The organism is Streptomyces violaceoruber (assembly GCF_033406955.1).
GTDB lineage: Bacteria > Actinomycetota > Actinomycetes > Streptomycetales > Streptomycetaceae > Streptomyces > Streptomyces violaceoruber.
On sequence record NZ_CP137734.1, the window covers coordinates 3,019,664 to 3,043,606 of the forward strand.

General features: G+C 72.5%; 21 protein-coding genes. 5 read left to right on the forward strand and 16 right to left on the reverse strand.

The window, feature by feature from the left end; all coding sequences use genetic code 11:
• Positions 1-30 precede the first annotated feature (30 nt).
• The 3 genes from R2E43_RS13120 to R2E43_RS13130 all read right to left on the reverse strand — a co-directional run bounded on the left by R2E43_RS13120 (position 31) and on the right by R2E43_RS13130 (position 4,819).
• On the reverse strand, positions 31-798 hold the full coding sequence (locus R2E43_RS13120; RefSeq protein ID WP_030869552.1) for an AfsR/SARP family transcriptional regulator: 768 nt from the start codon (positions 796-798) through the stop codon (positions 31-33).
• 149 nt (positions 799-947) lie between these two features.
• A complete protein-coding gene (locus tag R2E43_RS13125; RefSeq protein WP_332056224.1) occupies positions 948-3,083 on the reverse strand; it encodes an MMPL family transporter in 2,136 nt (711 codons plus the stop codon).
• Positions 3,083-4,819 carry an MFS transporter gene (locus R2E43_RS13130; protein ID WP_030869557.1) on the reverse strand — a complete coding sequence of 579 codons (1,737 nt, stop codon included), beginning with the start codon at positions 4,817-4,819 and terminating at the stop codon, positions 3,083-3,085. The genes R2E43_RS13125 and R2E43_RS13130 overlap by 1 nt, the downstream gene beginning before the upstream one ends.
• Positions 4,820-4,929: 110 nt before the next feature.
• On the opposite strand from R2E43_RS13130, the gene actII reads away from it, so the two are divergent.
• Positions 4,930-5,709: a TetR family transcriptional regulator ActII gene (actII, locus tag R2E43_RS13135; protein WP_319128373.1), complete on the forward strand. Its 780-nt coding sequence runs from the start codon at positions 4,930-4,932 to the stop codon at positions 5,707-5,709.
• On the opposite strand, the gene R2E43_RS13140 is transcribed toward actII, so the two are convergent.
• From R2E43_RS13140 to R2E43_RS13185, 10 genes are all read right to left on the reverse strand, one after another.
• Entirely contained in the window at positions 5,675-6,016 is a 342-nt protein-coding gene (locus tag R2E43_RS13140; RefSeq protein WP_329431033.1) for an antibiotic biosynthesis monooxygenase, read from the reverse strand. The two genes, actII and R2E43_RS13140, sit on opposite strands and share 35 nt — an antisense overlap.
• Positions 6,009-7,154, reverse strand: coding sequence for an actinorhodin polyketide dimerase ActVA (gene actVA, locus R2E43_RS13145; RefSeq protein ID WP_078653300.1), 1,146 nt, complete (start codon positions 7,152-7,154; stop codon positions 6,009-6,011). The genes R2E43_RS13140 and actVA overlap by 8 nt, the downstream gene beginning before the upstream one ends.
• The gene (locus R2E43_RS13150) at positions 7,151-8,035 is read right to left on the reverse strand and encodes an NmrA/HSCARG family protein (RefSeq protein WP_011030042.1); all 885 of its coding nucleotides are present in this window, start codon (positions 8,033-8,035) and stop codon (positions 7,151-7,153) included. Before R2E43_RS13150 ends, actVA begins: the two co-directional genes overlap by 4 nt.
• 24 nt (positions 8,036-8,059) lie before the next feature.
• Complete coding sequence (locus R2E43_RS13155) at positions 8,060-8,893, reverse strand: DUF6081 family protein (RefSeq protein WP_030869561.1); 834 nt, start codon at positions 8,891-8,893, stop codon at positions 8,060-8,062.
• A 94-nt stretch (positions 8,894-8,987) separates the two neighbouring features.
• Complete coding sequence (locus R2E43_RS13160) at positions 8,988-9,383, reverse strand: PPOX class F420-dependent oxidoreductase (protein WP_003973901.1); 396 nt, start codon at positions 9,381-9,383, stop codon at positions 8,988-8,990.
• A gap of 1 nt (position 9,384) precedes the next feature.
• Positions 9,385-10,986 (reverse strand): MFS transporter, encoded by a 1,602-nt coding sequence (locus R2E43_RS13165; RefSeq protein ID WP_011030040.1) that lies wholly within the window; start codon positions 10,984-10,986, stop codon positions 9,385-9,387.
• Entirely contained in the window at positions 10,983-11,903 is a 921-nt protein-coding gene (locus R2E43_RS13170) for an NADP-dependent oxidoreductase (protein WP_003973903.1), read from the reverse strand. The genes R2E43_RS13165 and R2E43_RS13170 overlap by 4 nt, the downstream gene beginning before the upstream one ends.
• A gap of 33 nt (positions 11,904-11,936) precedes the next feature.
• Complete coding sequence (locus tag R2E43_RS13175) at positions 11,937-12,581, reverse strand: dehydratase (protein ID WP_030869569.1); 645 nt, start codon at positions 12,579-12,581, stop codon at positions 11,937-11,939.
• A 66-nt stretch (positions 12,582-12,647) separates the two neighbouring features.
• On the reverse strand, positions 12,648-13,634 hold the full coding sequence (locus tag R2E43_RS13180) for a quinone oxidoreductase family protein (RefSeq protein WP_241965835.1): 987 nt from the start codon (positions 13,632-13,634) through the stop codon (positions 12,648-12,650).
• Complete coding sequence (locus R2E43_RS13185; protein ID WP_011030038.1) at positions 13,634-14,557, reverse strand: 3-hydroxyacyl-CoA dehydrogenase NAD-binding domain-containing protein; 924 nt, start codon at positions 14,555-14,557, stop codon at positions 13,634-13,636. Before R2E43_RS13185 ends, R2E43_RS13180 begins: the two co-directional genes overlap by 1 nt.
• Positions 14,558-14,630: 73 nt before the next feature.
• Here R2E43_RS13185 and R2E43_RS13190 point away from each other — a divergent pair, with 73 nt between their 5' ends.
• Positions 14,631-15,071, forward strand: coding sequence for a nuclear transport factor 2 family protein (locus R2E43_RS13190; protein ID WP_003973907.1), 441 nt, complete (start codon positions 14,631-14,633; stop codon positions 15,069-15,071).
• A gap of 236 nt (positions 15,072-15,307) precedes the next feature.
• Entirely contained in the window at positions 15,308-16,612 is a 1,305-nt protein-coding gene (locus tag R2E43_RS13195; protein WP_189283842.1) for a M14 family zinc carboxypeptidase, read from the forward strand.
• A 40-nt stretch (positions 16,613-16,652) separates the two neighbouring features.
• Here R2E43_RS13195 and R2E43_RS13200 read toward each other — a convergent pair whose 3' ends face one another.
• Complete coding sequence (locus R2E43_RS13200; RefSeq protein WP_003973909.1) at positions 16,653-17,609, reverse strand: NAD(P)-dependent alcohol dehydrogenase; 957 nt, start codon at positions 17,607-17,609, stop codon at positions 16,653-16,655.
• Positions 17,610-17,764: 155 nt separating this feature from the next.
• Between R2E43_RS13200 and R2E43_RS13205 the strand changes: the two genes are divergently transcribed.
• Entirely contained in the window at positions 17,765-18,364 is a 600-nt protein-coding gene (locus tag R2E43_RS13205) for a TetR/AcrR family transcriptional regulator (protein ID WP_003973910.1), read from the forward strand.
• A 7-nt stretch (positions 18,365-18,371) separates the two neighbouring features.
• Here R2E43_RS13205 and R2E43_RS13210 read toward each other — a convergent pair whose 3' ends face one another.
• Positions 18,372-19,865, reverse strand: a complete 1,494-nt coding sequence (locus tag R2E43_RS13210) for a carboxylesterase/lipase family protein (RefSeq protein ID WP_003973911.1) — start codon at positions 19,863-19,865, stop codon at positions 18,372-18,374.
• Positions 19,866-19,887: 22 nt separating this feature from the next.
• Positions 19,888-20,802, reverse strand: a complete 915-nt coding sequence (locus R2E43_RS13215) for an MBL fold metallo-hydrolase (RefSeq protein WP_003973912.1) — start codon at positions 20,800-20,802, stop codon at positions 19,888-19,890.
• Between the two features lie 290 nt (positions 20,803-21,092).
• Between R2E43_RS13215 and R2E43_RS13220 the strand changes: the two genes are divergently transcribed.
• Complete coding sequence (locus R2E43_RS13220; RefSeq protein WP_093456923.1) at positions 21,093-23,930, forward strand: helix-turn-helix transcriptional regulator; 2,838 nt, start codon at positions 21,093-21,095, stop codon at positions 23,928-23,930.
• The last annotated feature ends 13 nt before the right edge of the window (positions 23,931-23,943 follow it).

Below are 23,943 nucleotides of genomic sequence, written 5' to 3' on the forward strand. Positions count from 1 at the left end.
GAGGGGCTCCACCGCGTTCACGGACCGGTGCTACACGAGCACCTTCTCACCGTTGAGAATTTCCATGTGCATACGCTGGATTTCCGGCGTCGGATCCACCCCCAGTTCGTCGGACAGTATCCGCCGGAGATTCCGATACGATTCCAGCGCCTCGGCGCGCCTGCCCATCTGACAGAGCGCGCCCATCAGTTTGGCGTGCAGGGTCTCGTTCAGCGGATGCGAAATTACCAGGGACCGGAGTTCCGGAATCATCGGCCCTATTCTGCCCAGCCGCCAATTCGCGTCGATACGGAGCTGCATTCCAAAAAGCCGCAGCTCTTCCAGGTGCGCGATGTTGCTTTCGAGCACCCGGCCGCACGGTACGGTGGACAGCGCCGGGCCTCGCCAGAGATCCAGTCCCGCGTCCAACGAGGCGAGCGCCTCCTCGAGCCGGTTCTCCTCGAGCAGCCGGCCGCCGGTGCGGATCAGACGCTCGGCGACCGCGACGTCGAGTTCGTCCTCGTCGATCAGGGCGAAGTAGCCGGGCGGCTGGGTCAGGACCAATTCCCGGTCGTCGCTCGTCACCCGGTGCTCCCCCAGCAGCCGGCGGGTGTGGTACACGTACGTCTGCAGCGTCGTCATGGCGCTGCGGGGCGGGTCGTCCGCCCACAACTCCTCGATGAGCACCCCCGATCCCACCACCTCGTGCCGCCTGAGGAGCAGCAGCACCAGGAGCTGGGTCGCCTTCGAGGATTTAAGCGGAATTACACATCCCGCATCGGTGATTACATGGACACGTCCCAATAAGTTGAATCTCATCTGCGCCCCCGTCGAGATTCTCCGTCTCCTGGGGGCGACAATAACAGGCCTACTCAACAGATTTCAATGTGCTCGCCGTCACAAGCGATCTCCTATTGATCAAAAATTAATCAGTGCAGCGAGCTGCACTGATTAATTTTTGCTGGATTTTACCGAGAGGCAGTGGTCGAGGCTTCCGAATCAATAGAATCTGGCATTCCTGATACGGCTGGGTCCTCGGAAGGGTCCTCGCGCCGGGCGAGCCGGTGCGGCCACCACATCCACCGGCCGACATCGAGAGTGAGCGCGGTGACCAGGACCGATCGCACGATCATGGTGTCGAGCAGGACGCCCACCGCGACCGTGAAACCGAGCTCGGCGATGAAGACCAGCGGCAGCGTGGCCAGCGCGGCGAAGGTCCCGGCCAGCACCAGCCCGGCCGCGGTGATCACGCCACCGGTCGAGGTGAGGCCCTTGAGCGCGCCCTGCCGGGTGCCGAGCCGGTCGCTCTCCTCCTTGATCCGGGTGACGAGGAAGATGTTGTAGTCGACGCCCAGGGCGACCAGGAAGACGAAGACCCACAGGGGGAAGGCCGAATCGGCTCCCGCGAAGTCGAAGACGTGGTTGAAGAAGAGGGCGGCGAGGCCGAGCGCGGTGAAGAAGGACAGCACCACGCTCGCGATCAGCAGCAGCGGCGCCACCAGTGCTCGCAGCAGCAGCGCGAGGATGCAGAACACCACGGCGAGGATCACCGGAATGATCAGACCGCGGTCGCGGCTGGACGCCTCCCGCATGTCGTGCACGACGGCGCTGCTGCCGCCCACCCGTGCCTGCGCACCGTCCAGCCGGGCGAGTGTCTCGCGGGCCGCGGTGACCGCACTCATGGCCGCCGGCGAGTCCGCCCCGGCGCCGAGCGTCGCCTCGACATAGGCGAGGCCGTCCTTCACCTGTGGTGGTGCGACCTCGATGACGCCGGGCACGGTCTCCAGAGCTGCGTGCACCTGGTCCGCCGAGGCGCCCTTGGCGATGACGACCATGGGTTCACCGGAGCCGGCCGGGAAGTGCCGGGTCAGGATCTCCTCGCCCACCACCGACTCCGGCTTGGTCTTGAAACCGTCCTTCTGCTGGAGGCCGTCGGCGTTCAGGGTGACGGCCAGCGTGGCCACCGCCCCCAGCAGCAGGCTGGTGGTGACCCAGACGGCACGCGGACGGCCGGACACCAGCCGGGCGATCCGCGACCACAGACCCCGGGTGACGTCGGGCTCCGTACCGTGCTTCGGCCGGGCCGGCCAGAAGACCCAGCGTCCGAAGATCACCAGCAGGGCGGGCAGCAACGTCATCATCGACAGCAGACCGACCAGCACGCCGACGGCGCAGACCGGGCCGAGACCCTTGGTGGAGTTCAGAGCGGCCAGCAGCAGGACGAGCATGCTGACGGCGACGGTGGCGGCGCTGGCCACGATGGCGGGACCGGCCCGGCGCAGCGCCACGGCCATGGCCTCGTGCCGGTCCTCGTGCCGCCGCAGCTCCTCGCGGTAGCGGGCGACGAGCAACAGCGCGTAGTCGGTGGCCGCGCCGAGCACCAGGACCGTGAGGATCATCGCCGTCTGGGCGTTGACCGTGAGTCCCGCGTTCTTGGCCAGCAGGTAGACGATGGCCTGCGAGATGACCAGGGACATGCCCGCGGAGATCATCGGCAGCAGCCAGAGCAAGGGACTGCGATAGGTGACGACGAGGATCGTCACGACGATGAGGAGGGTGACCAGGGTGAGCTTGAAGTCGGCGCTGCTGAAGGACTCTGCGGAATCGGCGGCGTAACCGGTCGGACCCGTGACGTGGACGCCGAGACCGTCCGGGGCGCTCGGCCGGGCGATCGCCCGCATGTCCTTCGCGGCCGCGTTGAGCCCCTCCCAGCCGTCCTTGCCGAGGTGGACGTTGACGACGGTGCGCAGGGCCTTGCCGTCGTCCGAGCGCACCGGGCCGTAGGGCTCGCCCACCACACCGGTGCCGTCCGCGAAGTGCGTGGCGTCGGCCCGCGCCTTCGCCTCGTCGGCAGCCGTGATCCCGGACGGGCGGTCGTAGACGATCACGGTCGGGCTGGTGTCGGCCGGCTGGAACTTCTCGGACAGCTCGAGCACTTCGGTCGACTCCGCATTGCCCGGGAGCCAGGCGGCGGCGTCGTTGGACTCGACGTCGCCGAGCTTCCCGGCCAGCGGCTGGAGCACGATCAGCAGACCGATCCAGGCCGCGAGCACCAGCCACTTGAGCCGGCGTCCGCCGGGCCAGGACAGCAGTGTGCGTGTCATCAGAAGCCCTCTTCCTCACGCGGCTTGGGCGGCAGCCGGAAGGCCAGCGCGAAGGAGACCGCCAGCAGTGCGATCACCACCCAGAGCGTGCGGACCATCGCGGTGCTGAAGTTCTCGGTGTGGGCCGTCCGCCAGGCCCGCGCCATGGCCTCGGCCACCGCCGGCCGGGCCTGCTGGAGGCTTCGGCAGCTGTCCGGCGTCCGTTCGGAGTCCTGCTGACTCGCCGATTCCCGCAGGCACACCCGCAGGTCGGCCAGGAGCCGGTCCTGCTCGGTCGTGCTCGCCCCGGCGGCGGCGAGTTCGGTGCGGGCCCGGCTCGCGCCGTCGTCGACGCTCGCCGTGGCCTGTGAGCCGAGCAGCCCGAAGAACAGGGTCCCGAGCACCGCGACGCCCACGGTGAAGCCGAGCTGCTGGACCGCGGTGAGGACGCCGGAGGCGGTACCGGCCTCCTGCTTGTCGACGTCGGCCAGGGCGATGTCGAAGAGCAGTCCGATCATGATGCCCATGCCGAGCCCGGCAACGGCGATACCGGGGACGAGCTCCCAGCTGGTCAGCCCGCCGGCCTGGTCGCCGATCGTCAACAGCATGATCAGCACGCCCAGCGCCAGCACCACGAGCCCGCCGTGCAGGGCCTTGCGGCCGAACTTCGATCCCAGCACCGCCCCGGTCAGGATCGCGCCGACGACGAGGAACACCGACCAGGGCGTCATGGTCAGCGCGGCCCTGGTGGGGCTGAAGCCCAGGCCGATCTGCAGGTGCAGGGCGAGCAGCAGCGACATTCCGGAGACGCCGGTGAAGAACACCAGTGCCACCGCCAGTCCCGCGGCGTAGCGGGACCTGCGCAGCAGGCTGAGCTCGATGAGCGTGGCGCCGCCGCGCCTCTCCTGCCGCAGTTCGTGGGCGACGAAGCCGACGAGCACGGCCGCTCCGGCCAGCATCAGCACGAACGCCCAAGCGGGCCAGCCGCGTTCGCGCCCCTGGACGAGCGGGAAGATGAGCAGGGTGAGCCCGGACGTCACCAGCGCCATGCCGACGACGTCGAACTTCGGCCGCACGGGCGCCTTGCCCTCGGGCAGCAGCAGGACCGCGCCGACGATCACGGCCACGCCGATCGGCAGATTGATCAGGAAGACGGACCGCCAGCCCGTGCCGAACAGGTCGGCGTCGACCAGGAACCCGGCGACGATCGGGCCGAGCACGGCGCCCAGCCCGATGGCGGGTCCGAACGCGCCGAACGCCGCCGCCGTCTCCTTGGGCGGGAACATTTGCTTGATGAGACCGAGCCCTTGCGGAATCATCAGCGCGCCGAGCCCGCCCTGAAGGAAGCGTGCCGCGGTGAGCATCTCGGGACCGGCCGCCACCGAGCACAGCACGGAGGCCGCGGTGAAGCCGACGGCGCCGACGACGAACATGCGCTTGCGGCCGTAGATGTCGCCCAGCCGGCCGCCCACCACGAGCAGGACGGCGAACGCGAGCGTGTACCCGACGGTGATCCACTGGATGACGCTGAGGCTGCCGCCCAGGTCCGCGCGGACGGCGGGCGCGGCCACGTTCATGACCGTGCCGTCGAGCAGGTCCATGATCTCGGCGCCGAGGATGACTCCCAGCGCGGCCCAACGGCGCGCGTAGGGCGGGGGTCCGGCCGCGGTTCCGTCCGGTCCGGGGCCGTCCTCGGGCAGTAACGCCGACGGCGGGGCCGTGGCCCTGTCCGGCTCGTCGGCTTCAACGGAACTCATGGCGTCCCCCGGGTCCTCGACTATTGGTCCACGAACGACCACCGTTCTACAATGGAACGGTGGTCGCGTCAAGAAACGGTGGCCCGTTCATGCCATACGATGAGGAGCACGTGTCGCGAAGCGAGGAAGGGAGGCCCATGCCCGAGGAGATTCCCGTGCCTCCGTGGCGCCGGCCGAAGAAGGCGCCGCCGCGCATGCCCCTGACCCAGGACCGGATCGTCGTCACGGCGCTCGGCATCCTCGACGCCGAGGGACTCGACGCCCTGAGCATGCGGCGGCTCGCGCAGGAGCTGAAGACCGGACACGCCTCGCTGTACGCGCACGTGGGGAACCGGGACGAGCTGCTCGACCTCGTCTTCGACATCGTGCTGACCGAGGTGGAGGTCCCGGAACCGGAACCCGGCCGCTGGGCGGAGCAGGTCAAGGAGATGTGCCGGTCGCTGCGGAGGATGTTCCTGGCCCACCGGGACCTGGCACGGATCGCGATCGACCGGGTGCCGCTGGGACCCAACGGGATGGTGGGGATGGAGCGCACCATGAACCTGCTGCGCTCCGGGGGCCTGCACGACGAACTCGCCGCCTACGGGGGCGACCTGCTGTCGACCTTCGTCACGGCGGAGGCCCTGGAGCAGTCGTCCCGCAACCCCGGAACGGAACAGGGCCGGGAGCAGGCCGGCGTGTTCGCCGACCAGCTCCACGGCTACCTGAAGTCACTGCCGGCCACCAGTTTCCCGAACCTGGTCCACCTGGCCGGCCCGATCACCTCGCTCGACTCCGACCGCCGGTTCGAGCTCGGCCTCGAGATCATCATCGCCGGCCTGCTGGCCGGGGCCGGCGAGGCCGCGGACGACCGGGTCAGGACGGCAGGATCGCCCCCCGCGGAGTCATGAACACGGCCTTCGGCGGCCCCACGAGCCCGGGCAGCGAGCTCAGCGCCTCCCGCAGCTTCGCCGAGCGCGGGTCGGCGCCGAAGTTCTCCCGGTAGGCCTGCTCGCTCTCCCACTGGGCGTAGTTGACGACCGCGGTCCCGTCCGTGCTCGCGTGATACGTGGCCGACAGGAAGCCGGGCACCTCGCGGATCCACTCCTGCACCCCGCCGGTGGCCAGCTCCACCAGCTTGTGCTGGGTGGCGGGGCCGTCCACCGGGAAGGTGACGACCGCGACGAAGCCCACCCGGGGATCGTTCACTTCAGCCATCGTTGCTCCTCCTCAACAGCTCTCCGGCGTACAGCGCCGCCCCGGGCCCGAACTGCAGCCCGATATGGCTGCCCGCCGCGTGCACATCGCGCCACAGGCGCTGCATCGGGCTGTCCTGGGCCTGTGCCCGGGTGCCCGCCGAGGCGAACAGCCGGTCGGTCGCGGCGGTCAGCAGCTCCGCCGCCAGGGCGCAGTCCCGCGCCCCGCGGCCGACCAGTACGCCGGTCGCCGAGCCGGCGTCGGCGACCGCCGCGACCCGCTCCAACAGCAGCTGGGCCGCGTCGATCTCACCCGTGGCCCGGGCCAGCGTGTGCTCGTACACCACGCGGTCCTGGGACGAGACGGCGTTCTGGCCGGTCGGCCCGGCCAGTTTTCCGGCGGTCCACGAGGTCCACACGGCCGCGGCCCCACGGGCCGCGCCGAGCATCGGCAGTGCGAAGGCCAGCCCGTTGACCGCCCGCATGGGCACGGTGTGACAGATCGCCTCGGCATCCGGACCGAGACCTGCCGCGATGGCCGCACGGGTGCAGGCCCGCGCATCCGGCACGAACACCCCGTCGAGGACGAGCGTGTTGCTGCCCGTTCCGCGCATACCCATCGGGTACCAGCTGTCGACGATCCCGTACTCCTGTCGCGGCACCGCGAAGAACCAGGGCTCCTCGCCGACCTTGGCGCAGATCAGCGCCCAGTCGGAGTGATCCACGACGCTGACGAACGGCCAGGTGCCCGACACGTGCCAGCCGCCCGGGGTCTTCTCGGCCCGGCCCAGCGGCATCAGGGCACCGACGATCAGGGCGTCGGGGCCGTCGGACCACAGCTCGGCCCGGCCCTCGTCCGGCAGGTAGGCGGCCATCCGGCCGAGGCTCGCCGTGAGCGAGGCGTACCAGGCGGTCGAGGCACAGGCCTCGCCGAGCACCGCGACGGGCTCCACCAGCTCCCCGAACGTCGCGGCCCGGCCGCCGTGCGCCACCGGTACGAAGTGGGCGGCGAAACCGGCCCGAAGGACCGCGTCGACGACGTCGGGGCTCAGCCGGCGCTGCTGTTCGGCGTCGGCCGCCCGCTTCCCGGCGAGTTCGGCGATCCGGCGGGCGTGTGCCGTCAGGGACGGCCGCTCCTGGGTCATCGTGTCCTCGCTCATGCCGGGTCCCTCGGGGTCCAGCCGGTCCTGGCCAGCCACTGGTCGAGGGTGAGCAGCTGCGGGAACCGGGCGCGCAGCGTGGGGATGTCGGCGTGATAGCCGATGCCGTTGAGCCAGGTGTACGAGATCGCCTGCCACTCGAACCCCGTGCGGTGCAGCTCCGGTATCGGCACCGACACGAAGCGGGCGGGCAGCCCGGTGTGCCGGCCGAACGCGGCCGCGATCTGCTCGCCGGTCAGCTCGTCCCCGGCCAGCTCGATCTTGGCGCCGCCGAAGGTGTCGGGGTCGTCGAAGGCGTCGGCCGCGAAGTACCCGATGTCGGGGCCGCTGATCATCTGCAGGGTGTTGGCCGGCCCGAGCCCCCTCCGGAAGGTCAGCACGCCGTCCTCCATGACGAGGGGCGACATGTCGTGGTTCAGGTTCTCCATGAAGTACGACGGCCGCAGGAAGGTGAACCGGAGCGCGTTCTCCTGGATCCGCTGCTCGATCGCGAGCTTGGACAGCCGCCAGTTCACGCCCTCCGGCCGTTCCGCGCCGCCCACCGAGCTGTGGACGTAGTGCTGGACGCCGAGGTCGCGGGCGGCGTCGGCGCATATCTTGCCCTGCCGCTCCTCGCCCTCCACGCCGGCCGGTGTCATCGGCGTCTGGATGCTGAACACGCCGTACGCACCCTTCATCGCGGCGCGCACCGAGCCGGCGTCCTCCAGGTCGCCGGTGTGCAGGCTCGCCCCCAGCTCACGCAGCTCCTTGGCCTTGGGCGCGCCGGGGTCCCGGACGAAGGCCCGGACTGTCCAGCCGCGTTCCAGCAGGTACCGGGCCGCGGAGCCGCCTTGCTTTCCGGTGGCGCCGAGGACCAGTACGGGCTTGTTCTCATCGGGCATCGCAGTGCCTTTCGTTGGTCGTCGTCACGAGTCGCGGGAGCCGGCGGGCGAGGTGAGCACCGACAGCCTTCGCACCGACAGCCGCACCCCCTGGCCGAAGTGGCGCTCCAGGAAGAGCCCGAGGCCGAAGCTGAGTCCGCGCGGCCGTACGGCCTCCTCGCGGCCGCCGTTGTCCCGCCGGAGCCAGCGCGCGTCCAGTGCGCGGAAGCCGATCCGGTCCACGGACAGGACCTCCTGCCCGTCGGCCGTCCAGTGGGCGGTGCCGGCCGCGACGTCGTATCCGACCTCGAGCCGGTGGAGCGTGCCGGGGGTGCGGTCCGCGACCGGGACGCAGTAGGTGAAGGCCGCGAACTCGGCGTCCGGCCGCAGCGCGAGCCGCTCGTAGACCGCGTAGAGCCGGCTGTGTGTGAGGAAGAAGTCGAAGATGATCCCGGACTCGAGATCGACCGAGATCAGACCGCCCGCGCCGAGCCGGGCGTCCGCGTCGGGTTCGGTCACGTCGTCGTACCGATGGGAGCGCAGACCGAAGCCGCGCAGCCCCATCTCGGCCCTGACCGAGAGCCGTTCGCCGGGCACGGCGGTGAACGCCGCCCGCGCGCCGGCGGTGCCGCCGGTGGTGAAGGCACCCCACCGCAGATGCAGCGGGGTGCCGTCCGGCCCGGGCTTGGGCTCGGTGAACGCCGGCCGCCGGGTCCCCGGGTGGGCCGCGCTCGGCACGACCACCAGGCCGTCCGGTCCGCCGCGGACCAGCCCGTCTCCCGCCTCGAGACCGTCGACCGGGCGAAGCCGCCACGGCGCGCCCGGCCCCTCGGTCACCAGCCCCCCGGCGAACTCCTCATGGAAGATCTCTGTACTCATCCAGCCGCCCTCCCCGTGGTGTACCCGTCCTACGGGCTCCACCTTGGCAAGAGGGCGTCGAGGTCCGCTCGAAGCGGAGTCGAAGGGTGCTGGGTCAGACGTCGCGGCCGCGCTGGGCGGCGTCGCCGCCGAGGCCCCAGGTGATGATGCGCTTGGGGTGGATACGGATCATCGCGGTACCGAAGTAGGGGTGCGGCGGCTGCGCGTCGGTCAGCGCCTCGGCCCGGCCGCGCACTTCGATACCGCGTACGTTCCACGGCTGCGTGGAGATCAGGTCGTCGACGACGAAGGCGACCTGGTCGTGCTTGGTGACGTTGCGGAACTTCTTGCTGGCGGTCAGGTTGTGCCCGCCGATGTCGATCGTGCCGGTCTCGGTGTTGACGCGGAACGAGACCGGGTTGGCCTGGGGCTGGCCGTCGGGCGCCACGGTGGCCAGCCGGCCGAGGTTCTGGGAGGCGTAGTACTCGAGCTCGTCAGGAGTGAAAGGCATGTCAGCTTCCTTGGACCTTGAGGTGATCGGAATGCTCCCGGCCGGGCACGGCCCCTGCCGGGGGCGTCGGAGTCGTGACGGAGGAGGGCAGCCAGCGGAGCACGGCAAGGGCCCCCACGAGCGCCACCGCGGCAGCGGCCCCGGCGGCCAGGTGCATGGCGTCCAGGAATGCCTGGCGCGCGGGGCCGACAAGTCCGCTCTCCCCCAGCCTAGTCGCGGCCAGCAGGGTGGCATCCAGGGACTCGCCGGCCTGGTGCCGCGCGGAGGGCGGCAGTACGGCGAGCTCGTCCTCGATGCCGCGGCGGTACGCGGCGCCCATGAGGGAACCGAGCACCGCGACGCCCAGGGCGCCGCCCAGCTGGCGCACGGTGTTGTTCATCGCCGAGGCGACGCCCGCCTTCTCGCGTGGGATCGCGTTCATGATGGACACGGCCGCGGTCGGCATGACGCATGCTACGCCCGCCCCCAGCGCGGCGAACAGGACGAGGATCAGCCATACGGGTGCGTGCTGGGTCACGAAGGTGACCCCGCAGAGCGATGCGGTGACGGCCAGCATGCCCGCCGCGCACACGTTCCGGGGGCCGATCGAACGCACCAGGACCGTGCTGAGCGGTCCGCAGACCACGTTCGCGACGGCCAGTGCCACGGTGCATCCCCCGGCCTGCAGGGGTGTGTAGCCGCGCACGCTCTGCAGGTAGAAGGCGCTGAAGAAGAGGAAGCCCATCATCGCGAAGCTGACGAAGCCGACGGCCGCGACGGCGGTGGAGAAGGCCTTCATCCGGAAGAAGCCGAGCTCCAGCGAGGGTTCCGGGGTACGGCGCTCGTGCCACAGGAACACGAGGAGCAGGCCGAGGCCCGCCAGGCCGGCTGCCCAGACCGCGGGCCGGGTGACCCCGCCGCTCCGGCCGGCCTCGATGATCGCGTAGACGAGCGGCACGACACCCGCGATCGAGAGCAGCAGTCCGGCCGCGTCGACGCGCCTGCCCGCCGTGCCCCGGGTCTCGGGCACCACCAGCACCACCGCGACCAGGCACCCGGCCATGAGGGGCACGTTGACCAGCAGGACCGAGCCCCACCAGAAGTGCGCGAGCAGTATCCCGCCGGTGACGGGCCCGATGCCGAGGGCGAAGCCGACCGAGGCCGCCCAGATCCCGAGGGCCTTGGGCCGCTCGCGCAGCGGGAAGACGGCGGCGATGGTGGCGAGTGTGCTCGGCAGCACCGCCGCGCCGCTCACCCCCATGCAGGCACGGGCGGCGATGAGCTGCTCCGGCGACCCGGCGTAGGCCCCGGCCAGGGACGACAGTCCGAACAGGCCGAGGCCCAGCAGGAGTACCCGCCTGCGGCCCAGTCGGTCGCCCAGCACTCCCCAGGTGAACAGCGTCGCCGCGAAGGCCAGGGTGTAGGCGCTGAGCACCCATTCCACCTGGCTGTGCGAGGCGCCCAGGCCCTGCTCGGGGTCGGTGAGGGTGCGCAGCGTCACGTTGAGCACGGTGTTGTCGAGGATGATGCCGACCAGGCTGAGGACCAGCACCCCGAGGATGGCCCAGCGGCGCGGGTGGCCCTGGTCCGCCGGGCCGCCCGGACGGCCGGGGTTCGCCGTCACAGGTCCGGCACCAGGACGAGCTTGCCCCGGACATGGCCCTGCTCCAGCCGGTGATGGGCCTCGGCCGCCTTGGCGAAGGGCAGGACGGCCTCGACGTGCGGCCGCAGCCGGCCCTCGGCGCAGAGTGCGGCCAGCGCGGCGAGCCGCTCGGCGGACCGCACCACCCGTGGCATGACGATGCCCTCCTGGGCCGCGGCGCGGAAGTTGGCGACGGTGGCGATCCGGGCCCGGTCCGCGACGAGTTCGAGCGACACGGCGAGGGCTTCCGGTCCGCCGTGGCAGTCGAGGGCGGCGTCGACGCCGTTCGGGGCCAGGGCCCGCACCCGGTCGGCGAAGCCCGGGCCGTAGGCGACGGGCAGTGCGCCCAACGACCGCAGGTAGTCGTGGTTGTGCTCGCCGGCGCTGCCGATCGCCGTGCCGCCCCGCTCCCGGACGAGCTGGACGGCGAGGCTGCCGACGCCGCCGGCCGCGGCGTGCACGAGCACGGTGTCCCCGGGGCCGACCCGCAGTTCGGCCAGGGCGATGTCGGCGGTCTGTCCGACGGCCGAGAGGGATCCCGCGACCTCCCACGACAGCTCCGGCGGTTTCACGGTGATCTGGTCCGCGCCGACGGCGAGCAGCTCGGTGCCGGACTGAAGCACGGCGAACCCGAGCACCTCGTCGCCGGGCGCGAACCCGGTCGCCTCCGGTCCGGTCCGCTCGACGACCCCGGCGAACTCGTTGCCGATGATCTGCGGGAACTCGACCGGATAGCGACCGCGCATGCCGCCGGAGCGCACCCGGCAGTCGAACCCGTTGACTCCGGCGGCCCGCACTCGGACGGTCACCTGGCCCGGTCCCGGCACCGGCTCGGGGACATCGACGAGGCCCAGTACGTCCGGCCCGCCGAACTGGTGGATGGCTACGGCCTTGGGCATGCGTTCTCCATTGTTCGTCCGACCCCGCTGTGTCTACTTGTGCTTCTTGACCTGGGTGCTGGCCAGGACGGCCTCGGGCTTCGCCGGGTCGGGGAAGCACTCGAAGGGGCCCCACTCGTCCAGGATCGGCTGGTAGCGGTACCAGTAGAAGCCGGGGTCCTCGTAACCCGAGCCGCCCGAGACGAAGTTGAGCGGGCCGGCGGTCTTCGGCGCCTTGTAGGTGACCTTCAGCGTCGGCAGGTCGAACTCGACACCGCCCTGGAAGGGGCCGGAGGCGCTGACGACGATGTCCCGGCCCTTGACCTGGACCCGGACGTCGGAGTCGCCGAGACCGCTGCCGCCGGTGAGCCGCACCTTGTGGACCTTCGCGCCGTCCGGGATCCGGTAGGCGATCCGCACGTCGTTGACGATCTGGTTGTACTCGGCGAAGGCGGTGATCGGGTCGGGATCGTAGGTGGCCTTGAACTTCTTGCCCGCGCGGACCGAGGCGGGCACGCTGACGTCGAAGCCGCGCGCGTAGTCGTAGACCGGGTGCGTGTTGCCCTGCACCCAGGTGCGGCACTCGTACGGCACGGCGACGCTCGCGGCGTGCGCGCTGGTCCCCAGGGTCACGAGTCCGCCCAGGGCGATGGCGGACGCGGTGGTCAGACGTATCGCGTGGTGCAGCGACGAGGTCATGGAAAGGTCTCCTTCGGGCTCTTGGATCAGGAATGCTTGGACACTTCGGAGGAATGCCTGGTCGCTTCAGGGGACGAGCACGACCCGGCCCAGCTGGGCCCTGGCCTCGACGACGGCGTGCGCCTCGGCCGCCCGCTCCAGCGGCAGCCGGGCGTGCACCGCGGACGTGACCTGTCCTTCGGCCAGCAGTCGGGTGAGTTCGGCGACGCCCGCCTCGTACTCCTGCGGGCGGCCACCGCGCCAGGCCGACAGGGCGAAGCCGGTGACGTACTTGATGCCGATGAGGTCCATCACCGACACCTTCGGGATCGCCAGCTCGCCGCCGGACGAGCCGTAGAACACCAGCCGGCCGCCCGGAGCGAGCAGACCGACTCCCTGCTCCAGGACCTCGGCGCCGATGCCGTCCAGGATCAGGTCGGGGCCACGCCCCCCGGTGAGTTCCCGGACCTCGTCGGCCCAGTGCGCGGAGCGGTGGTCGACGACGGCGTCGGCGCCCGTCGCGCGGGCGAACTCGCGTTTGGCGGCCGCGCCCGCGGTGCCGATGATCAGGCCGGCGCCGGCCGCCCGGGCGAGCTGGACCGCGATGTGACCCACCCCGCCGGCCGCCGCGTGGATCAGCACCGTCTCGCCCTTGCGCAGTCGTCCGGTCCGCAGGATGCCGAGGGCGATCAGTCCGGTGCCCGGGAGGACCGCGGCCTCGGCGGCGTCCAGCTCCTCGGGCACGGGTACGACGGTGACGGCGTCGACGACGACCTGCTCGGCGTAGGCGCCGTAGAGGGTGAACGCACCGACCCGGTCTCCCGGCCGCAGGACCGTGACGCCCGGTCCCACCGCGGTGATCCTGCCGACCACGTCGCCGCCGAGGACGACGGGGAAGACGGGCCGCCACATCGGCGCGGGGAAGGCCTCGCGCCGCATCTGGGTCTGCGCGTGGCCGACGCTCACGGCGTCGACGGCGATTCTCACCTGGCCGGGGCCGGGTTCGGGGACGGGACGCTCGGCGACGTACAGCACGTCGGGGTCCCCGTACCGGTCGAACTGCACGGCACGCATCACTTGGTCTCCTCCTGGGGCTGCTCGGTCCGCTCCAGGGCGGCCAGTACGGCAAGGTGCCGGTCGTCACGGTCCCGGACCAGTTCGGCGTAGGGCCGGTGTCCGTAGGCGGCTTCGGTCTGTGCGACCAGAGCCTCGACGGCCTGCGGGGTGAGGGCGGGCTGTCCGAGCCCACGCCAGCCCTGTTCGAGGCCGCTGCCGAGGTGCTCGAGCCACTTGCGCAGGCCGCCGGGACCGCCGCCCAGGTGGAACGCGTGGAACGGCCCGATGGTGGACCAGCGCAGGCCGATCGAGTCGGTGACGATCCGGTCGAGCTCCTCGACGGTCACCACGCCTTCGAGGACGAGGTGGATGCTCTCGCGCAGCAGCGCCGACTGCAGCCGGTTGGCCGCGAAGCCGGGCAGCGCCCTGCGCACCACGACGGGGGTCCGCCCGACCGACGCCAGGAAGGCCAGTGTCCGTTCGACGGCCTCCGGGTCGGTGCGCTCGCCGCGGACCACCTCGACCAGCGGAACGATGTGCGGTGGGTTGAACGGATGCGCGACGACCAGCCGGCCCGGTCCCGGCATGTCCCGACTCAGCTCGTCGGGAAGCAGCTTCGACGTCGAGGACAGCACGAGGGCGTGGTCCGGGGCGGCCGCGCCGATCTCTGCGAACAACCGCTGCTTGAGCGGCAGGTCGTCGGGGGCGTTCTCGGAGACGACGTCCGCCCCGGCCACCGCCCGGCCGACGTCCGGCTCGTACTCGATGCGCGCCGCCAGCTCGTCCACCCGCCCCGGGGAGAACAGCTCGAGCGCCTCGTGCACGACGCGCCGGACGTCGGGCCGACGGCTGTTGACGCGTACGGTCAGCCCGCGGGCGCTGAACAGGTTGATCCATCCCAGGCCGATCGTGCCCGCCCCGATCACTGTCACGGTGCTCATGGCGACGAGCCTGGCAGCGCCCACTCGAACCCGGCTCGAGGGAACTTCGAGGCCACCGGGCGACCGTGGCCGTATGACCATCACCGCGCTTCCCACCGGCCTGTACGCCGAGGTCCTGTCGTTCTACGGCCACCAGATGCAGAAGCTGGACGGCCGTGACTTCGCCGGCTACGCCGCGACCTTCACCGAGGACGGCGAGTTCAAGCACTCGCCCTCGCTGCCCGCCGCCCACACCCGTGCCGGGATCACCGCCGTCCTGGAGGACTTCCACCGCAAGTTCGACGCCCGCAAAATCCAGCGCAGGCACTGGTTCGACCACACGGCGCTGAGCCAGGCGTCCGACGGCTCGATCACGGCGACCAGCTACTGCCTGGTGCTCACCGTCCACGCCGACGTCAAGGCGCCGGAGTTCGGGCCGAGTTGCCTCGTACACGACGTCCTGGTCCGGGGGGCGGACGGCGAGTTGCTGCTGCGCTCCCGCCACGTCACCCATGACCACGTCTTCCCGGCCTGACGCGCACCCTCGCCCTCGCGCCGGCCTCGCCGCCCCCGACTGCGCGGGCGGCACCGGCCATTGACAGCGGTGATCCGGTGAACGGACGCTGACAGCGGCACGACGCGCCTCGCACACCACAGGCAGCACAGGCGCGAAAAGCAGCACAGGTACCCACGGGTACCCACGGGCACCGTCGGAAGGAGACGGCATGGCGGACGAGAGCGGCAACGGCGGAGCCTGACCGGACACGCCCGATGAACCGATACCCCACGGTCGCGGAGGTCACCGAGTCGGCGCGACGGCTGGTCTCCCGTTTCCCGGGCACCGGCCGCCTGTGTCGTGTCGGCACGTCCCGGGCGGGCCGGCCGCTCCTGATGCTGTCGGTGGGCCACGGACCCCGGCACGTCCTGGTGGTGGCCCGGCCGCACCCGGACGAGCCGGTGGGCGGCGCGACGGCACTGGCGCTGGCGGAGCTGGTCGCAGGCGGCGACCGGCGCTCCCCGGCGACCGACCCCGAGGCCGTCACCTGGGACATCGTCCTGTGCCTCGACCCGGACGGCGCCGCGCTGAGCGAGGGCATCGAGACCGCGACGGCCGGCCCCGCCCCGTCCCTGGCGTCGTACTACCGTGCCGCCTTCCGCCCGGTCGCCGCGGAGCAGCCGGAGTGGGCCCCGATCGTCGGCCGGCCACTCCCGGAGAGCCGTGCCCTGTTCGACGTGATCGACGACCTGCGCCCCGTCCTCCAGTGCTCCCTGCACAACGTCGACGCGGGCGGCACCTGGGCCCAGCTGACCCGCGACCTCCCCGGACTCGCCGCCCCCTTCGCGGCGTCCGCCGCCGCCCTGGGGGTCCCGGTCCAGCACGGCACGTACGACGCCCTGTACTGGGAGAATCCGGCCCCCGGCATCCATGTCCTGCCGCCGCCGGGCAGCACCGCGCGGCCGGCGGCCGGGTCCGAGGACATCGGCCTGTCCACCTGGTGCGCGCCCCAGCGGTACGGCGGTGCCACGGCGATCGTCGAGGTACCGCTGTGGGCCACCGCCCCGGCGGACGACCCGACCCCGCACGCGGACCCCGCCCGGGCCCTGCGCGCGCTGTCCGGGCTGGTGCGGGAGGGCGGCCGGCAGGTGACCGCCGTGTTCGAGAGGGCCCGCGGCCTCCTGCCGGCACCCGAGGACAGCCCACCCGTACGCGTACTGGAGTGGATGGCCGAGGACCTGTACGACCTGGTGGCCGACTCCTGGGGGCCCCTGGTCCGGCAGGCGGAGGCGGGACCGCGCACCGACGGCTCACCCGCGTTGACGACGGCGGGGATCGGCGCCCTGGAGGTCGTCGCGCGCCGTCAGCCGCTGCGCGCGGCGGGACTCCTGCTGCGGCTGCTGCACGCGGCCGACGCCCCGGCCGCCGCCGGGCTCCACCACGAGCTGGACGCCCTCTTCACCGCCTGGTGCACGGACTTCGAGACGTCCCTGCGGCTGCGCTGGGTCCCCGTGCCCGCCCAGGTGGAACTCCAGGCCCGCACGGTCGTGGCGGCGGCGGAGTGCGCGCTGACACCCTGACGCGCTGCCGCGCCGAACCTGGGGATCGGCCGACCGTGAGCTAGGGAAGCCGCAGGTCGACGACGTACTTGCCGCGGACGCCGCCGGCTTCGAGCCGCTGGTGGACCGCCGCTATGTCCCGCATGGGGAAGACGGTGTCGACCACCGGCCGGATCGTGCCCGCCTCGACGGCCCGGGTGAGTTCGGCGATCCGGTCGGCCGAGGGGTTGTTGCTGAACATCTTGACGCGCCGGGGAGTGGCGGCCGCCCGCAGGGCGATGCCGAGCATGGAGGAGACGACGCGGTCCGAGTCGAAGGAGAGGGCGACCAGACGTCCGCCGCGGGCCAGCCGCTTCCGATAGGCACCCAGGTCGGTGCCGACGACGTCCACGATCACGTCGAACCGGTCGAGGTCTTCGGGCCGGGTCGTGCGGTAGTCCACGGCCTCGTCCGCCCCCAGCCGGGTGATCCAGTCGAGGTTGCGGGCGGCGGCGAGGGCGGTGACGTGCGCGCCCAGCGCCTTGCCCAGCTGCACGGCGACGCTGCCGACGCCGCCGGTGGCGCCGCGGACCAGGAGCCGTTCCCCGGGCTGGAGTCGCGCCTTGCCGCTCAGGGCCGTCATCGCGGTGGTGCCCACCACCGGCAGGGCGGCGGCTTCGAGCAGGTCCAGGTTCTTCGGAGCCCGGGCCAGCCGCTGCTCGGGCACGGCGACGTAGTCGGCGATCGCCCCGAAGGTGAGGTGCGGCATCAGCCCCCACACCGCGTCCCCCACGCTCCAGGCGCGTACGCCGCTGCCGAGGGCCGCGACCCGGCCGGCGAAGTCGCTGCCCAGGCCGCGGGGGAAGCGGACGCGGGTCACCCGGCGCATCCTGCCCGCCCGGAAGGCGGTCTCACCGGCGTCCACGCTCGCGGCGTGCACCTCGACGAGGACTTCTCCCGGCCCGGGCCGGGGCGCGGGGACGTCGTTGACGCGCAGAACGTCGGGCGGGCCAAAACGGTCGAACTGTACGGCGCGCATGCCTTCGTCTCCTGTGTCGTGCGGCAGAAACGGGGTGCCCCTCCGCTTTTTCGAATATGGGGCCACCCCCCACTTCCTGTCAAACGACGCAGCCCGGCGGCGGTGCAAGAATGGGGTGTCACCCCGTTTCGTCGGCGAGGAAGGAGACCACGAGTGTGAGCTGGGAGAACCCGGGCCCGCCCAAGCGCGCGGACGCACGCCGCAACTACGACCGGATCATCGAGGCCGCCGCGGCCGAGGTCGCCCGGCACGGTGCCGACGCCTCCCTGGAGGAGATCGCACGGCGGGCCGGCGTCGGCTCGGCCACCCTGCACCGCCACTTCCCCTCCCGGTGGGGCCTGCTCCAGGCCGTCTTCCAGGAGCGCGTGGCACAGCTGTGCGACGAGGCCCGGTCCCTGGCGGCCGAACACCCGCCGGCGACCGCTCTGACGCGATGGCTGACGTCCCTGGCGGTCTTCGGTGCCGTCACGCGCGGCGCCGCCCGTTCCCTGTTGCCGGCGACCGGCACGAACGCGGGGGCCGCGCTGGATTCGCGCTGTGAGCAACTGCTGACGGAGGCCGGCGCCGACCTGCTGGCCCGCGCCCAGGAAGACGGAACCGTCCGCGACGACGTGACCGCCCTCGAACTGCTCTCCCTCGCCAACGCGGTGTCCCTCGCGGCCGAGCACACCCCCGACGCCGCCCACCACGCCACCCGGCTCATGGGGATCGCCCTCGGGGGCCTGGGCGCGCCCGGGCCCCGCCCCCAGGGGTGACCCGCGGTCAGCTCCACACCTCCCGTTCCTTGCTGCGGGGGTCGTCGATCTGGCTCCATTCGGCGTCGATGCGCATGGTGGCCCGGCGGTCGGTGTCGTAGGGGTCCCAGCCGGGGTCGCCGGTCCGGGCGAACCGGATCCAGGTCGCGTGGACGCGGGCGGCGAGGTCGGCGGGGGCCTGCTCCGGGCCGAGCAGGGCGGCGGGGCCGTTGAGTTCGGGCCGGTCCGCGAGGTCGAAGACGAAGGGCAGTTCGACCGCGTGGGTGGCGCCGAGTTGTCCGTCCAGGGCGCGGGAGCGCCAGGCGAACTCGTAGGCGTAGGTGGCGGCCCGCGGGTGGGTGGCATGGGCGCTCGCCAGCGCGCGGCTGCCCGCGCCGAAGAGGGCGTCGGCCATGACGGCGGAGCGCAGTTCCGCGAAGGTGGCCTCGGGGCGTGACGTGCGGTAGGCCGCTACGAGCTGTGCCGGGTCGGGGTGTGCGCGTGCGGCGGCCTCGTCGACGTCGGCGGCGGTGGAGGTGGCGTACTTGCCCACCGGGACCAGGTAGAGGTTGCCCTCTTCGGTGTTGGTGCCGACGAGGAGGTCGACGTCGGCGGCGCGGCCGGCGGCGACGGATGCGGCGGGCTGGGTGTCGAGGACCAGGCTGAAGGGGCTGAGGCCGATCAGCGGGTCGAAGTGGGTCCCGGTCCGCAGGTCGATGCCCGCGAGCCCGGACGCCGCCTCGACCAGCCGCTCGTCGGAGATGCCGGCGAACGCGTCGACGTGCGGCTCGACGCCCAGGGCCTGGGCGGCGGCCGCGGTGACGCGGGCGGCCTGCTCGGGTGTGAACGCGCCCAGGCCGCTGCCGCTCTGCACGATCGCGCGCCGGAACAGCCCGTCGGCCTCGGGGGTGGCGAGGACGCCGCCGACGACGGTCGCCCCGGCCGACTGGCCGAAGAGGGTGACGTGGTGCGGGTTCCCGCCGAAGGCGGAGACGTTCTCCCGCACCCAGCGCAGCGCGGCGACGACGTCGAGCAGGCCGCGGTTGGCGGGCGCCCCGGGGATGTCGAGGAACCCGGCGATGCCGAGCCGGTAGTTGAGGGTGACGAGGACGACGCCGTCACGGGCGAAGGCGGAGCCGTCGTACATGGCGGACCGTGTCGATCCGGCGACGAAGCCGCCGCCGTGCACGAAGACCATGACCGGCAGGTCGCCGGCCCCGGTGGCGGGCGTGAAGACGTTGACGGTGAGGTAGTCCTCGCCGCGGCTCCAGCCGGTGCCGAAGTAGGGGGCCATGTCGATGCTGCCGAGCCTGCGCTCGGACTGCGGCGCGTTGGGTCCGGGGACTGTGGCGTCCCGTACGCCGTCCCACGGCTCGTGCGGCCTGGGGGGCGCGAACCGGCCGGCGCCCAAGGGCGGGGCGGCGTACGGGATGTTGAGGAAGGCGGCGGTGCCGTCCTCCTGGCGCAGGCCGCGGACGGCGCCCTGCGCGGTGGTCACGACGGGCTCGGGGTGGTGGTTCATCACGCGTGTCCTTTTGCGGGCCTCAGACCGACGGGGTGTACGGGGTGAAGGGCGCCCAGCCCTTGACGGCGAACTTGCCGCCCTCGCGGACGACTTCGGCAGCGCCGTGGCCGCCCAGGTGCGCGGGGAAGACGAGGGCGTTGCTGTCCACCGCCGAGCCCAGGAGCCGGCGGCGGGTGGCACGGGCCTCGGCGGGGTCCTCGCAGAAGCAGCTGTTGGCGTCGGGCTCGTGGATCTGGATCGGGCTGTGCATCAGGTCGCCGACGAACAGGGCCCGGTCGGAGCCGGACTCCAGCCGCAGCACCGACGAGCCGGGGGTGTGGCCGGGTGCGAGCTCGAGGCGCAGGTTGGAGTCGATGCGGTGGCCGTCCTCCCACAGCCGGGTGAGACCGGCCTCGTGCACGGGGGCGACGCTGTCCTCGAAGACGTTCTGGTTGCCGCGGCCGAGCAGGGTCTTGATCTCGTTGGCCGGGTTCCAGTAGTCGAAGTCCGCCTTGGCCATGAGGTAGGTGGCGTTGGGGAACGTCGGTACCCAGGTCCGGCCGTCCAGGTAGGTGTTCCAGCCGACGTGGTCGATGTGGAGATGCGTGTTGATCACGATGTCCACGTCCTCGGGCTGAACGCCGGCCCGGGCGAGGTTGGCCAGAAAGTCCGTTTCGAGGCGGCTCCAGACGGGGGCGTACGGCCGGTCCTTGTGGTTGCCGACGCCGGTGTCGACCAGGATGGTCCGGCCCTCGCTGCGCAGGACCCAGGTCTGGATCGCGGTGTTGACGATGCGGGTCTCGGCGTCCAGGAAGTCCGGAACCAGCCAGGAACGGTGCGCGTCCCACGCCTGGGCCGGGCTGTCCGGGACGAACGCCTCGGGCGTCATGCCGACGGGGCCGTAGTACTCCCGGACCCGGGTCACGGTGACATCGCCCAGGGTGATGGTGTCCAAGGGGTGCTCCAGTTCGAAAGATCTCCAGAAGGTCGGGCGTGAACACACGCCCTTGTTCCGCAAGGGTGCGTCGCGGGTGGCGGGCGGCGGTATGCGTCACGTGACTGCACCCATGTCCGCCCGGGCTCGTGGCGTCCGCCCGAGCTCGTGGTGTGCGGGGGTGAGCGGCGGTGAGCGGCGGTGAGCGGCGGTGACCAGCCGTAATCGACCGTGTGCGGCCGGGGGCGGCAGGAATACGGCCGCGGTCCTGCCACGTTGCCGTCAGGGCTGTCTCAGTTCCTGGAGCATCCGTGAAGAATGGTGAACGCGCTCGCGCGGGCCACGGCTCGCCGGCGGCCCCCGGTCCGACCGCGGGCCCCGGCCCGACGCCTGCCCCCGGTCCGACCGTGGTGGGCCGGGAGGCCGAGATCGCGGGGATCAGGAGTCGCATCGCCGCCGACCGCTCCCACAGCTCGGTACTGATCGTCGAAGGCGACCCCGGTGCCGGCAAGAGCGTCCTGCTCGACCTCGCCGTGCGGCTGACCCGCGGTACCGGCCAGCGGGTGCTGAGGGCGGTGGGCAGCGAGTCCGAGGCGTCTCTCGCGTTCGCCGGCCTGCACCAGATGCTCCGCCCGGTGCTGGATGACCTGGGCGGCCTGCCGGCCCGCCAGCGCTCCGCGCTCCGAACCGCCCTGGGACTGGCCGAAGACGCCGAAGACGCCGAAACCGCCGATACCCCCGACGCCCTGCTCGTCGGCCTGGCCGTGCTGACCCTGGTGTCGGACCTGTCCGAACCGGCACCGCTGCTCGTGGTGGTCGACGACGCCCAGTGGATCGACCGCGCGTCACTGGACGTCCTCTCCTTCCTGGCCCGGCGCATGGCCGGCGAGCCCGTGACGCTGCTGATGGGCGTGCGTGCCGCGGCCGTACTGCCCGGGTTCGACAAGGGCTACGAGCGCCTGGAGATCGGGCCGTTGAGCGGTGACGCGGCCAACCGGCTGCTCGACGAGCAGCCGAAGCGGCCCACCGGCCGTACCCGGGCCCGGATTCTGCGGGAGGCGGCGGGCAATCCGCTGGCCCTGGTCGAACTCGCCCGCGCCACGGCGGACAGAGAGCCGGAGGGCAGTGGAGTGGAGGGCCCGCTGCCCGTCACCGACCGGCTGGAGGGGATCTTCGCGCGCCACGTGCGGCACCTGCCGGAAGCCACCCGCCGCGCCCTGCTGCTGCTCGCCGCCACCGACGCGGCGGACGCCCCGGCGGCCGCACGGGGCCTGCCCGAGGCGGCCGACACGGTGTGGGCGCCCGCCGAACGGGCCGGTCTCGTACGGCAGGACGGCACCGGGGTCTCCTTCCGCCACCCGCTCGTCCGCTCGGCGGTCTACCACGCCGCGCCCTTCGAGCAGCGCAGGCGGGCCCACCTTGCCCTCGCCCGGCAGCTGGGCGAGGAGCCCGACCGCCGCGCCTGGCACCTCGCCGCCGCGGCCGTACGGCCCGACGAGCAGGTGTCGGCGGCCCTCCGGGAAACAGCGGGCCGGGCCAGGCGCCGGGGCGGTCACGCGGCCGCCGCCGCCGCTCTGGAGCGCGCCGCGGAACTCAGCCCGCACCGGGCGGACCAGGCGCGACTGCTGGCCGACGCCGCGGACACGGCCGTCTTCACCGGTCAGCTCGGCTGGGTGGAACACCTGGCCGCCGGGGTACGGGAGCGCAGTGACGACCCGGCGCTGATCGGCCGGGCCGCGCTGGCGACGGGGCGGCTCCTGACCCTGGGTCCGCACCACACGGCCGCCTTCGCACTGCTGTCGCGCGTCGCCGACGAGGCGGCGGCCACCCGGTCGCCCCGGCTGCTGGACGCGCTCGCCGCGGCGGCGGTGGTCCGCTACTACTCGGGCGAGGAGTCCCAGCGGCAGCGGATCGAGGCCCTGCTCGCCGATGTGCCGGACTCGGCCGCGGGTGGTGCGCTGCGCGCCTGGGTACTGGCCGTCTCCGATCCCAGCGGCGCCGGAGCGTCCCTCGCCCCGGCGCTGCCCCGGCTGATCGCCGCGGCCAAGGGCGAGGCCGGATCACTGACGGCGCTCGCCGTCGTGGCCTGGCTCCTCGACCGGACCCCGCTCGCGGCCAGGACCTTCGACGAGGCGTTCGGCCGTTGGCAGGCCCATGGCCCGCTGCCGGCCGGTCTGGCCTGCGCCGCCGGCTGGGCCTATCTGGAGCAGGGCCGCTGGGCCGACGCCCGCTCGGTGGCCGCCGAGATCGCGGAGGTGGCCTCGGGGGCCGGCCTGGATCACGCCGAGGCGTGCGCACGCACCCTCGACGCGACCGTGCTGGCGCTGCTCGGTGAACCGGCCGAGGCACGCGGCAGCGCCGAGCGGGCGCTGGCCCTCGTCGACCCCCTGGAGAGCCGCTCCGTCGCGGTCCTGGCCCGCCGTGCCCTGGGGCTGGCGGCGGTGGCCGAGGGCGACTACGACAGCGCGTACGCGCAGTTCCGCGCCGCCTTCACCGAGGACGGAGACCTGGTCCACTACCACGTCTCCCCCACCGTCCTGGCCGAACTCGCCGCCGCGGCCGTCCGCCGAGGACACCGCGAACCCGCCGCGCGACTGCTGGAGCGCTCGGCCCGGCACCTGGGCCCCGGCATGTCGGCGCGCCTCTTCCTGCTGGTCGAGCGAGGCCGCGCCCTGCTCGCCGAACCGGAGCGTGCCGAACGCCACTTCCGGGCGGCGCTGGCGGGGGAGGCGGGCGAGCAGTGGCCCTTCGAGCGGGCGCAGACCCGGCTGGACTACGGAGAGTGGCTGCGCCGGCAACGTCGTGTGGCGGAGGCCCGACCGCTGCTCACCGGAGCCCTCGACACGTTCCGGCGACTCGGCGCCCGACCGTGGATCGACCGCGCGAAGGCAGAACTGCGGGCCGCCGGCATCGAGGCGGACGCCGCCGCGCCCGGCGCCCTCACCGAACTCAGCCCCCAGCAGCAACAGATCGTCCGGCTCGCGGCCCACGGCCTGACCAACCGCGAGATCGGGGAAAAGCTGTTCCTCTCCCCGCGCACGGTCGGCTCACACCTCTACCGGGTCTTCCCCAAACTGGGCATCACCGCCCGCGCACAACTGCGCGACCTGCTCGACGACGCCCTGCAGGCCACCGGGTCGGCGCACTGACGCGGCTCACCGG